The following is a 12,483-nucleotide window of genomic DNA, read 5'->3' on the forward strand; positions in this document are numbered from 1 at the left end:
GCATCTAAGCGTTCTGCCGAATCGACTTGGTAGCCGCAACAAAAACGGCTCCCACCGCACAAAGACAGCAGGAGCCGACATAATCCATGCCAACAACCGCCTCGGCGGGCCGCGTCTGCGATTAAACCCCTTGGGGTACCAGCTGTCTTAAGCAGCAGAACTAACTTACAATTTGCCACTCGAATGAGCAGCCCAACTATTCTACAGCATACGCGGAAAATAACAAGCAAACTATCCGATTATCTTTGCCATAACAAGCGAATTACCCGAATTACCCGATTATTTTTGTCGATTCCACGGTGCGTACATACCATTTCATAAAACGCTCAAAAGGCTTACGCAACACAAACCCTATCAGTGCCGCAGGAACAAGAAATAGCACAAGCGCGCCCATCTGCATCCAAAAATCACCCTGATATACACCAAACATTGCCGCCCTCATAGCATTAACCGCATGCGTTGCCGGCAAAAACGGACTAACCCACTGCACAAATTCTGGAAGTATCTGCAACGGATACGACCCGCCGCAACCCGTAACTTGCACTATTAACAAACAAACCGCAATGGCTTTCCCCAGATTTGCAAACGCCAAAACTAACACATATATAATGAAGGTAAATACAAGCCCTGCAACCCACATAATAAGCATCAACAACCACGGGTGAACAGCTTGAACTTGCAAGAAAAAGATATTTCCCACACCCATCAAAGTGGTTTGCGCCAACGACAAACATGCCATACAGCCAAAACGACCTACTAGCATCTGACGCGGCTTGGGATCTTTCAACTTGTGCTGCGCTATGTTCGACACTTTAGGTTTTACAACAACGAGAATCAGCAGCGACCCTATAAAAATAGCAAGCGCAGTATAAAAAGGCGCCATAGCCGATCCAAAATTCTCAGATGAAAACACCGCAATCCGCTCTATTCCCACCGGTGCAGCCATTGCTTTAGATAGGCTTTGCGTATCAGACGTAAGCAAGTTCTTCAACTGCTGAACGTCCTTTGATGCTAAAGCCTCCATTATGCCATCTGCCAATTCGCGCATCTCTACACTAGACTCACTAAGACCAGAAGAAACGTCCGATATTTTTGATATAGCACCGTCCAATATTCCATGCGCAGAATCAACAACGCCAAAGACGCTCGATGCCATAGCCGACAGTTCCTTTATAGCAGCCGCCGAATCAGCTGCCAAAGCTTTTGAATCCGTTGCCAGCCTATTCAAATTAGGCTTCAAATTCCGTTCGTAATCATCGCGCACTTCCTGCATTTTAGCTTGCGAATCGGCTACCAGTTGTTCTATCCGCTGCTTTGCTTCGTCCCCTATAAGCGATATAAAATCCTCATTTTCCAAAGCCTGTTTGAATTTATCGAAGCTGGTCTGCGCCGCATCAAGCGCTTCTTCCATCTTTTGCTTGGCACCTTCCATATTGGCAGGCGCATCTGCAAGACCATCAATAGCACCCCCAGCCTTATCCATAACAGCTTTTGCCTCTGTTTGTACAGAAGATATAAGTTCAGCGCTATCGTCTAAAAGATTCTGCGAATTACGCAGCGCACCGGCATACATTTCCACGACATGGCTTACACGATCCATATCGTCAGCCATTGACCTCACATGCCCTGCCAAAGCAGCAATCTGTCCATCCACATCCATCTTGTCGGAATAATTGCTAATCGATTCAGCCACGCTCAGCATTACCTCGGTCAGCGTCTGAGCGAACGCTGTATTTACTTCGCTTGACACCGTATCTGCACCAGTAGTTGTTATCTTTGGCGAAATTGCATTCTTCTTCTCGTTTTCGTAATACGTTATCTGAGCGTGTTCGGAATCGTCAGTATAAAAACGCAGCATATCTCGACTGAATTCTTTAGGAATCACAACCGCCGCATAATATTTCCCACTTGCTGTACCATCCACAGCATCAGCAGAAGTTGTAACAACCCATCCTATTTGATCGTTAGCGCGTAATGCCGAAACCACCATATCGCCTATATTCACGCGCAATGGCATAAGATCGCTTTCGTAGCCTTCATCGTCGTTGGCTACAGCAACCGTCAAGTTACCCGTATTGTCGAAAACATCCCAACAAGCTATCAGGTTATACCAAGCGAATATTGATGGCATAACCACAAGTCCTATAGTTATTATGCAACTGACCACATTGGCGAAAAGACGACGCACATCGCCTGTAAATAGCTTCCAAATATTACTCATCGCCATCACCGCCCGATACCACAGCATCGCGCTTCGATCGCTTCTGACCATGCACTACACCGGCATATTCGGTAGCGTTTCTCGCCAAGTAAAGATTTCGCACCTCTTCGTCACTCATATTGTCAATACGCACTTGTCGCTCAAAGCTAGACTTCAAGTTTTCTACAACAACAAGGAAAATGAACACCGCTATCAGACATACCAGCCAAAGCGTTAGCAGTATTACTTTCCCTGTGGTGCCAAACGAAAAAATTACAGTTAACACAACAGGAATAACCACACCAGCTATAATTGCCCCACGAATAAGCCACGGGTACGCTTTTTTGAAACGCGCATACCGCCTGTTAATATCTTCGCGAAATTCTTTACGATCGGAAAGTATACGAATGACCTGCGAAACTCGATAGCGACGCACAGGCACTTCCACATCTTCGCCGTTGAATATGCCGCTTTCTTTTATCTGGCGCGCGACCATTCTGTTCACATTCGACATCAGCGGTCGCACAAGAATGCCAATTGTCATGAACACAGCCAAATAAAGCATCAGAATGCCAATATCAACAGCGTACTGCGAACCGTAAAATCCACATATCGATTCGCGCATTGCACTTATGCCATACGTGAACGGCAAAAGCGGATATATAGCCTGAAAAAAGGGCGATGTCATTTCTATAGGATATAAGCCAGTAGCACCCGGAATTTGTGCAAACACCAAGATTATGCAAATGCCTTTTCCGATGTGTTGCAACGTAACTGAAAGCGAGTAGATTATGCTCAAGTATGAAAGAGATGCTACTGCCGCAGCGAAAAATAGTGCCGGCAAGTTTGCAATCTCTACGCCTAGATGGGGAAGTCCTGCGCAGCATATTGCAGCCTGCAATATCACCATTATTGCAAAAAGCAAATACCTGCCAAGATAGCGCTGCGTAAGCGTTAAATTCTTGATGCCTTTATCGTCAACTTCTTGGCGAAGCACAACCATAAGCATAAAGGCACCAATCCAAAATGTCAGGTTCATAAAAAGCGGTGCCATAGCTGTACCATAAGCATTTACCGGATACAATTTTTCAGTTGTTAACTGCGTAGGAGCCCCGATAAATTCCGCAACTTTCTGCGCATCTAGCGTCTGTTCGCCAAGAATACTTGTTATAGCATCCGCACTAGTTAATGCCAGCACGTCTGTTTGAACGCGATCTAGATTAGATGCCAAATCGCTCAATAAAGTTTGAGTTTGAGCCAAAGCATCAACCACAGATTCAAGCGTAGAATCCATGTTGGCTAAAATATTATCAGCTTGTGCAATTAACACTTTTTGCGCAGCCACCGATCCGCTAGCTTGCCCAGATGCGCCAGCTATTTCTCCCAGCCCCGCGCCAAACGCAGGTGCTATTTCGTTGGCTAGTACATCCGAATACTTCGCAGCATCGCTTTGCACTTTATCGGCAGATGCGCGAAGCCGACGAATAATATCCTGTATTTCCGGACTTTGGACTGGTATTTCTTCAAGCGCGATAACCGCCTCGGCATAGGCATCAGCAGCAGATTGCATAGCACTTGAAATAGCGGGAACCGAACTGGCAGAGAATTTCAAGTAGTCGCCTTGCAAAGTTGTAGCTAAATCAGATATAGCCTGCAAAGCATCTGAAGCATGATTAATTTCGTTGCGCGCTGTATCAAGCGGCGCTTTCGCTTTATCCACGTTGGTTTTCGCTTGTTGCGCACCAGACGAAAGCTCCGACACCGCAGAAATTGCATCTTGAATATGCGCTTCTGCCTCGGATATGCGCGCCGATGCAGTTAAGCGCGCAGCATCCACTTTATCCCGCGAATCATCTATAGCCGCATCTATAGCATCAGCCGCCTTCTTACTTACAGTTTCTACAAATGCGGAATTCACGGTATTATCTAGCGTGTTTGCACCAGTGTCGGTTATTTTCGGAGAAACCGGACCAATTTTTTCGTTCACGTAATATTTTATGTTGGGCTGCTTAAAATCCCCTGTAGTAAGCGTTAGCAAATCAGCTGAAAATTCCTCGGGAATTACGAACACCGCATAACATTCGCCGGAATAAAGCTGATCCATCGCATTGTCATAGCTTGGAAATTGCCAATCTAGTTGACGGTTGTTGTGTAACTCGTCCACTATCATCTGACCAACATCTACATAGCCAGTAAGTTCGCTGTCAGCGCCCACATCTTCATTCACTACACAAACGCGCAAATCGCCTGTATTTTCATAAGGATCCCAAAAACCCCGAACGTTATACCATGTGTACAAAGATGGCAGCACCAAAAGCGCGATTATAACCACCATAGCTGGTGGCACTTTTAACAGGCGCAGAATGTCGCGCTTCAGTACACGGAAAACATTACCCATGATCTAAGCGCCAGCTACACCCCCAAACCCAGCAGATAAACGTCGCACTAGCTTATTAAAATCATACATCAATTAAATAAGTGCACGACAAGCAAATTGTTATCACCTGTGCTAATAACTACGCTAATTGTCAAGCAATCGCTTTTTTGCAGAAACAAATACTTTGCTCTTATCTCTAGGTCCAATAGCTATTATTTCAACAATTTGCACTTCGCCATTTTTAATTCGAAATATAACCCGTATTCCCTCTGCGCGAAATTTCAACTCTTTACATCCCGCAAGTGCGCCGTTCAAAGGCTTGCCTATCTCGTTTGCCCGAACTCTCAAACGCGCTAAACCCTTATCAACAAGCAATCGAGTATTCCCGCGAAGTGCAAGGTATTCTTTTTGACATCTCGCATCTATAAAAACTAGTTTGTATTCATTGCTCATTCGAATATGTCCGAATCCTCTTCAGCATTTATATCCATGCTTAAAAAATCGGCATAGCCTTGTTCCCCTAGTGTTTCCTCAAGCGATATATTGCAATGCTGGGGATCAGAATCAGCGCTAGAGATACGATTTGTAGCAACTGCATAAAAAATTGCTTCGCGTGCATTTGCTAACTCTACAGCCATCTCTTCAAATTCATCATAACTAACTATAACGGTGTCCATACCGGCATTTCTATCAGAAACAAACAGAGGACCTTCTTGAGCACGTTTTCGAATTTCGCTAAAGCCCTTACATACCTGCGTAGAACTAACAACCTGATCTCTTCCGAAAGCAATTTTATTTTCAACCACAGCAACCATAGTTTCTCCTATTTCAAATTTTAATTTAATTATAATTTGATTAAATTTTCATTACAATATGAACTTCATTATTAAAACAAGCCTGTAATGAAACGCACTCACATGGCGCGACCACTCGTAATATTGTTATAGGAAGGAACATATCGGCAAAAACCATAGTCGTAGACGTCATAAACGCATCAACGACGCATACAAACTATAAGTTTTTGTTTAGTCTGCTCGGCCTGAATTTTCCTAATTGTAATCTTCTGCTCTTTGTTAGGCATTACAAATTTCCTTTATTACCTACATATTAAGCTGCCGCTTCACCAGCCGCATCGTCTGCGGGTGCTTCCGTGGCACCCGCATCCGCACCCGCATCCGCCGTGTTGTCGCTATTGTTAGTGCTAGTAGTAATTACTTCACCATCTTTGCCCACAATGGAATAAACGGTAGCCTCATTTTCCGTCTTCAAATATGTGAAAGTTATCTCGTCGCCCACCTTGTACTTAACTATCTCAAGCAAGCCCGGTAATGCGAAATCAAATAACTCATCACGTCCCTCTATTAAGATGTAGAAATGCGAATTACCGCCAACAACAGCCTGCGCAATAGCCGATATTGTACCCGTCACTTCCTCCACATCGGTCAGGTCGGTTGTATCGGTCAAAACTCCATTCGTAGCCAACAGCGCTTCATACGCCGTTTGCGTATCAGCCACAGTATCGCCAACTGCCACATTCTGATAACGCTGTATGTCTATCATTGCGAACTTCTTAGGCAAACCACTCGCATCTTTCAATGCCATGAAATATGTCGGCTGATTCGCCACATTAATCAACAGCGGGAAAGTTGCCGTATAGCGCAAATTCTGAACCTGCCCTTCCGCAGAATTCATAGCAGAAGCCTCAGTGGCACCCGAAACGCTATAGAAGTGCGACTCTTGCGTGCGCTGATTTACCAGCACAAATCCGACTATGGAATTGTCAGCCGTAGCTGAAGTAACTCCAGTGTATACCCACACATCATCGTCTTTAGCAATGTAGTTGTAACCCACCGTACCATCGGTGCCAGGAGTGGTGCGTACAACGCCTTCTTGCCCTAAGAATGAATTTAACCACCCATTATGATAAGCACCGTACCAGTTGTACTGCTCTATAAGCAGCTCGGCTGGGAACACCCTGTCTACCCATTGCGGTACATCCTCTACAGCCATTTCGCTACACTCGCCAGTTGTGGCATCGCAAAGAACTACTTTATCAATGGTGTAACCACCAAACAAACCAATGGTAAATGTACGTACAGGGCAAATCCACCAAGCATGACCTTCTTCATCTATTTCAAATGAAAGCTCGTCAAATATATAAAACGGATATTTCAACTGCACATAGCGATCAATATTGCGCGCCAGCGGTTCGCTCTGCGAATAGTAGATCGGATTTTCACCTAAGCGCACTATTTCGGCATCTTGCGTGGTCATATTCACCAATGAATACGCTGGAATACCCCCATCGCGATTTGTGAACCACTTGAATAAATCAGCATATCCAAGCGGGCTTACACGCACAGGCGCACCCTGATAATTAATCTGACTATACAGCGGCGATATTTCAAATTGGCTAACATATTCAGGAATAGAGCCCATTTCGCGATCGCCAATAAGAATTGCAGAATCCCTATCAATAACAGGAATTTGGTTGTAATCTACCTCGTGAATATCTTCCGCGAAGTCTAGCGTGTCAGTTTCAAGTACAGACGAATATTTCTCCGCATTTCCGGGAATTATCGCATTACTAAACAAGCCGCCCAACAAACCTACAACTATTACAGCAACCGGTATAGCCATAAACACTGTATAGCGTTTTTGCTTACTTGAACTTTTTTCATATTTACCGCCACCGTTTTTATATTCGCGGCGCCTGTTATAGAAAAACAGCGCAAGCACAATACAAATAATGCCGACTACCATCCATAATTCAACAGAGTTAATGCTGATAGGCGGATGGAACCACCAGTACAGCGCCGCTAAAACCAACACCGCAACCACGGCAAAAATAATCCAACCCCGCTTGCTGCTAGGTCCTTTTACATTATCCAAAAACGAAAGATCTATATGAGGTGTATCCCCTTTACCTCCCGCCGAGGTACCCGACGTGTCCTTATCTTCTGTCGTCGCGCCGCCAGAAGATGCGCCCTTGGCACGGTCGCCACCCATGCCATCAGTGTTCATCCCGCTCATGCGCAACGCTTCAAGCAGAGACTCTAATCCAGATTTAGCCACATCAGCTCCTTTGTTCATGCGCTAAATTGCGCAATACATACTGTAGAATTCCGCCATTCTGATAGTAATCGCCCTCTGTAGGAGTATCTATCCTTACTGTAACATCAAATTCGATCGAATCACCATCTGAGCGCTTCGCAATAACATGAACAATAGCAGGATGCGGAAGCCCTGCCGAAAAGTCCACGCTATCAATGCTAATTACCTCATCGCCGCGTATGCCCAAACACTCGGCATTTTCTCCATCTAGAAATTGTAACGGAAGTACACCCATGCCGATCAAATTTGACCTGTGAATACGCTCAAAACTTTCCGCTATAACAGCACGCACGCCTATAAGCATTGGACCTTTTGCTGCCCAGTCACGCGACGATCCACTACCGTACATCTTTCCCGCAATAACTACTGACGGTATATGTTCAGTCATGTAATGCTGCGCCACATCGAAAATAGGCATTATCTCGCCGGTAAGCATATCGCGACTCCACCCACCGCGCCTTCCATCCGCCAGCATATTCTGCAATTTCACATTACCGAAAGTGCCACGCATCATAACCTCATGATTTCCGCGTCTACTTCCATAAGTGTTGAAATCTTGCGGCGCAATGCCGTAGCTCTGCAAATACTTAGCTGCCGGTGAATCTATAGGTATTGCACCTGCCGGAGAAATATGGTCAGTAGTTATAAAGTCGCCCAAAAGTGCCAATATGCGAGCATCTTTTATAGGCGCAACATTTTCTACCACCATTGGCATGCCATCAAAAAATTCAGGGCGGCGCACATATGTCGATTTAGGATCCCAATTAAACGCACTACTAGGTTCAGCTTCAATTTGCTTCCAACGCATATCCCCATCATATAACCCGCGCGATCCTTGCGCATATAAATCTGGCGTAACGTATCTCTCAACAAATTCGGCAAGTTCATCAGGATCTGGCAATATGTCATGCAAATAAACTTCGTTACCACCTGCATCCACACCTAAAGGCTGCCTGTCCATATCGAAATCCATTGTTCCAGCTATTGCGTGCGCTATAACGTTCGCAGGTGCCATTAAGTAGTTTTGCGACACGTCCGGCGAAATGCGTCCTTCAAAATTCCTGTTTCCAGAAAGCACACTTGCTAGTTCTATTTTGTCCGCAACAGCATGCATAGATTCACTTAAAGGTCCGGAATTCCCAATACAACTCATGCACCCAAAACCGCAAGTATAAAAACCAAGCTTCTCTAAGCCTGCCGAAAGACCAGCTCTATCCAATAAAAGTTTTGTCGCATGGCTGCCCGGTGCCAGAATTGTCTTTACCCAAGGCGCAGGCACCAATCCCCTATTTGCCGCATTTCTGGCAAGAATTCCAGCCGCAAGCATCATCTCTGCATCAGTTGCCGTCGTGCAACTAGTTACAGCAGCTATAGCTATTGCACCATGAGTTAATTCATGCGACTGACCATCTATCTGAACTACAACCTTTTTGCTTATATCCAGCTTACGGTCGGCACAAATGCCTGAAAATCTATTTTTTGCATCTTTTAAATCGAATCTGGAATGCGGTCTGCTCGGTCCTGACACGCTTGGTTTTATCTCGCCTAAATCAATGTGCACAATATCGGAATATACACGGTTTTCCCCGTCGCAGTCATTCCAAAAACCTTGCTCTTTTGAATACGCTTCTACAAGCGCAATCTCATTTTCATCCCTACCTGTAGTTTGCAAAAAATCTAGAGTACGATCATCAATTGGAAATAGTGTGCATGTGCACCCGTATTCAGGTGTCATGTTAGATATGCATGCACGTTGTGTAGCAGTCAGTTCAGACACTCCGGGTCCAAAGCATTCAACAAAACAACCCACAACCCCTTTTTTGCGCAGTTTTTCAGCAAATGTAAGCGCTGCATCCATAGCCGTTACGCCAGATGCCAGTTTCCCAGAAAGATGAATACCTATTACTCTTGGAACCAGTGTTGTTATTGGCTGACCTAATGCCGCAGCTTCCGCTTCAATTCCACCAACTCCCCAACCTAGAACGCCTATGCCATTAGCAGTAGGAGTATGAGAATCAGTACCAACCAAAGTATCGAAATACGCAAGCTCTTTCTCGGGCATAGACCGCGTCATAACAACGCTAGCGAATTGTTCTATATTTAACTGATGGCAAATCCCTTGTCCAAACGGCACTATACGCACGTTACTAAACGACTCTTGAGCCCACTTTAAAAATTCATAACGCTCTTTATTGCGATTGAATTCCAGCTGCATGTTCTCATCCATGCAACCCGCACGCCCTGCAACATCGGCAATAACCGAATGATCTATTACCAAATCGCACGGTACTTGAGGATTAATCTTCTCGGAATTACCACCAAGCGCTGCACACGCTTCGCGCATTACTGCAAAATCAACAAACACCGGTACGCCCGTAAAGTCTTGGAACAAAACGCGCGCCGGACTGAATTCTACTTCTTCGCCGACGCTACCAGCATGAGCCGCATCAACTATATATCGCGCCATACGATGCGCATCTTCTTCATTACTAGCACAGCGCAGAACATTTTCAAGCAGTACCCTTAGCGAAAAAGGCAGCTTATCAGCACCTTCTATCTGACCGACAGGATAATAATTGTAAATTTTCCCATTAACTTCCAATTCGGCTTCAAGGCCGTCGATCATTAGAACACCTATCCCTTCAGGTACTTATTATTGTTTGCCACTTGCCACAATATGCAACACTCTGTCGCAAACAATACCCTACATTGCTTCAATTTGACGAACTAGCGCATCTGTAAACGAACTGCATGTGACAGGTTCGCACTTGCGTTCAGGTACGCGAATATCGCCGGTTAAATGCGTCCCCTGCGCATAAACTGCCAATACAGCGCTGCGAATGCGCAAAGCAGCTTCTCGCTCTCCAATATGATCTAGCATCATAGCAGCGGAAAGTATTTGTGCCGTAGGATTGGCTAAATCTTTACCAGCAATATCTGGAGCGCTTCCATGCACCGCCTCAAATACAGCATATTCTTTGCCGATATTAGCCCCGGGCGCAAGCCCTAATCCACCCACCAAACCAGCAGCCAAATCACTTGCAATATCACCGTACAAATTAGGAAACACAATTACATCGAATTGCGATGGATCCATCACCATATTCATACAGAAAGCGTCAACTATTTTGTCATCAAAGTCTATATGGTCTTCATAGTCTTTTGCTACATCGCGAGCAACGCTTAAAAATAGACCATCGGAATATTTCATTATGTTTGCTTTGTGGACAGCAGTTACTTTGTTTCTTCCCTGCTTAATAGCGTAGTTGAAAGCAAAATCTACAATATTTTTTGTAGCGGTTATAGATATCGGCTTTATCGAAATCCCCGAATCTTTAGCAATGCGCCCCGCACCTTGCTCGTCTATAAAATCAATAAGTTCTAGTGCTTTTTCTGTACCTTCTTCGAATTCGATACCCGCATATAAGTCTTCAGTATTTTCACGCACTATTACTAAATTTACATCGCTATAGCGACCACCAGCTCCCGGAATGCTCATAACCGGACGCAAATTTACATACAGGTTTAAGCTTTTTCGCAAAGCTACATTCACGCTGCGAAAGCCAGTACCGACAGGCGTTGTACACGGACCTTTTATTGCCACCTTATTGCGCCTGACAGAATTTATAGTCTCCTCCGGTAGCGGAGTACCATATGTTTCAATACATGCCGCTCCAGCCTGTGCTATTTCCCATTCTATTTCAGCGCCACTTGCTGCGACAACGCGCTGCATGGCAGCAGAAGTTTCAACTCCAATCCCATCTCCCGGAATTAACGTAACCGTATGCCGCATATACCTACCCTCTCTTTAAGAAAAGCAACACATTCTACAGCAGGTTAAACAAAGCTTCTATTTAGTCGCTAAATGGCAGACGATGTAGCGAGAGTTGCGCAGCTTCTAAACCGAGTTATTCACCACTCAACACTCAACATCCCCGCATAAAATCATTTAAGATTTTCCACAATTTGAGAAGCGCGCTTCTTCAGCGTTCCCTTCCCATTTTCAGCATCGAATTTCATCCTTGCCGCAAGTTCTTCTTTCACCTGCGAAGAAAGTTTACCTGCAGAAAAATCAACAACAGCTATCAGCATATCCTGAAATTCCAAATCGCCGTGATAACACTGAATGCCTTCATCTATCAAAGACCATACTTTCTCCGAACGATTTTCAGTAGTAGCTCCATAGCGACATAAGAAACGCATGGCCGCTAAACGCAACGGTCCACTATCTTCATCATACAATGCCGTTTCTGCACCCTGTACAGCCCGCTCGCAAGAGCGTGCGTCTATTTGAACAATCTCAGATAAAGCATCTAAACATTCCCAGCGCGTTTGCGCCTCCGGTCTATTTAGAGCATCTATTACGCTTTTAGTATACGGCTCTATTAACTCAGGATTCTCTTTAGCAACTATTGCGATAACTGCCGCAGATTGCTGACGATCTCTCCTAGAAGATCCTTCTAAGTTGTTTATATGCGTTTCTAACTGCTTTGTGTTCTTAAGTGCTTTATCAGCTTGTTGTCTAATATCGTCAGCTCGAGTACTCAAAGTTACGCTCCTCATGTGTGTTTTTCTAGGATACGATTATATCGCACACCGCATCCCTCTTATCACTCACAAAGTCTATATAAAACAAAACCGCCTCATGGGCGGCTAATACATACTTGATTTATCCAAGAAAACATAAAGCACCCTATGTGAGCGGAACGACCTGCTCTCCCGCGACCTGACGTCGCAGTACCATCGGCGATGCGGGGCTTAACTTCCGAGTTCGGAATGGGATCGGGTGATC

General features: G+C 45.0%; 8 protein-coding genes and 1 rRNA gene. All 9 read right to left on the minus strand.

Annotated elements, in window-relative coordinates; translation table 11 throughout:
- Window positions 1–271 precede the first annotated feature (271 nt).
- Window positions 272–2,221, minus strand: a complete 1,950-nt coding sequence (locus G7Y46_RS05635) for a YhgE/Pip domain-containing protein (RefSeq protein ID WP_165253108.1) — start codon at window positions 2,219–2,221, stop codon at window positions 272–274.
- Window positions 2,214–4,598, minus strand: a complete 2,385-nt coding sequence (locus tag G7Y46_RS05640) for a YhgE/Pip domain-containing protein (protein ID WP_165253110.1) — start codon at window positions 4,596–4,598, stop codon at window positions 2,214–2,216. Before G7Y46_RS05640 ends, G7Y46_RS05635 begins: the two co-directional genes overlap by 8 nt.
- Window positions 4,599–4,721: 123 nt before the next feature.
- Window positions 4,722–5,030 (minus strand): addiction module toxin RelE, encoded by a 309-nt coding sequence (locus tag G7Y46_RS05645; protein WP_165253112.1) that lies wholly within the window; start codon window positions 5,028–5,030, stop codon window positions 4,722–4,724.
- A complete protein-coding gene (locus G7Y46_RS05650) occupies window positions 5,027–5,392 on the minus strand; it encodes a hypothetical protein (protein ID WP_165253114.1) in 366 nt (121 codons plus the stop codon). The genes G7Y46_RS05645 and G7Y46_RS05650 overlap by 4 nt, the downstream gene beginning before the upstream one ends.
- A gap of 292 nt (window positions 5,393–5,684) precedes the next feature.
- Window positions 5,685–7,652 carry a Tat pathway signal sequence gene (locus tag G7Y46_RS05655; RefSeq protein ID WP_165062963.1) on the minus strand — a complete coding sequence of 656 codons (1,968 nt, stop codon included), beginning with the start codon at window positions 7,650–7,652 and terminating at the stop codon, window positions 5,685–5,687.
- Between the two features lies 1 nt (window position 7,653).
- On the minus strand, window positions 7,654–10,317 hold the full coding sequence (gene acnA / locus G7Y46_RS05660) for an aconitate hydratase AcnA (protein WP_165253116.1): 2,664 nt from the start codon (window positions 10,315–10,317) through the stop codon (window positions 7,654–7,656).
- Window positions 10,318–10,395: 78 nt separating this feature from the next.
- Window positions 10,396–11,484 (minus strand): isocitrate/isopropylmalate dehydrogenase family protein, encoded by a 1,089-nt coding sequence (locus G7Y46_RS05665; RefSeq protein WP_165253118.1) that lies wholly within the window; start codon window positions 11,482–11,484, stop codon window positions 10,396–10,398.
- A gap of 152 nt (window positions 11,485–11,636) precedes the next feature.
- Entirely contained in the window at window positions 11,637–12,239 is a 603-nt protein-coding gene (locus tag G7Y46_RS05670; protein WP_241156072.1) for a hypothetical protein, read from the minus strand.
- A gap of 150 nt (window positions 12,240–12,389) precedes the next feature.
- Window positions 12,390–12,483 (minus strand): 5S ribosomal RNA (gene rrf / locus G7Y46_RS05675); the annotation flags it as partial.

The organism is Adlercreutzia sp. ZJ304 (assembly GCF_011039075.1).
Taxonomy (GTDB): Bacteria; Actinomycetota; Coriobacteriia; order Coriobacteriales; family Eggerthellaceae; genus Adlercreutzia_A.

Excerpts from the sequence above, each read along its gene's own strand:
- G7Y46_RS05665 (WP_165253118.1), bottom strand. The coding sequence starts at position 11,484 with ATGCGGCATACGGTTACGTTAATTCCGGGAGATGGGATTGGAGTTGAA.
- G7Y46_RS05645 (WP_165253112.1), bottom strand. The coding sequence starts at position 5,030 with ATGAGCAATGAATACAAACTAGTTTTTATAGATGCGAGATGTCAAAAA.
- G7Y46_RS05635 (WP_165253108.1), bottom strand. The coding sequence starts at position 2,221 with ATGAGTAATATTTGGAAGCTATTTACAGGCGATGTGCGTCGTCTTTTC.
- G7Y46_RS05640 (WP_165253110.1), bottom strand. The coding sequence starts at position 4,598 with ATGGGTAATGTTTTCCGTGTACTGAAGCGCGACATTCTGCGCCTGTTA.
- G7Y46_RS05650 (WP_165253114.1), bottom strand. The coding sequence starts at position 5,392 with ATGGTTGCTGTGGTTGAAAATAAAATTGCTTTCGGAAGAGATCAGGTT.
- acnA (WP_165253116.1), bottom strand. The coding sequence starts at position 10,317 with ATGATCGACGGCCTTGAAGCCGAATTGGAAGTTAATGGGAAAATTTAC.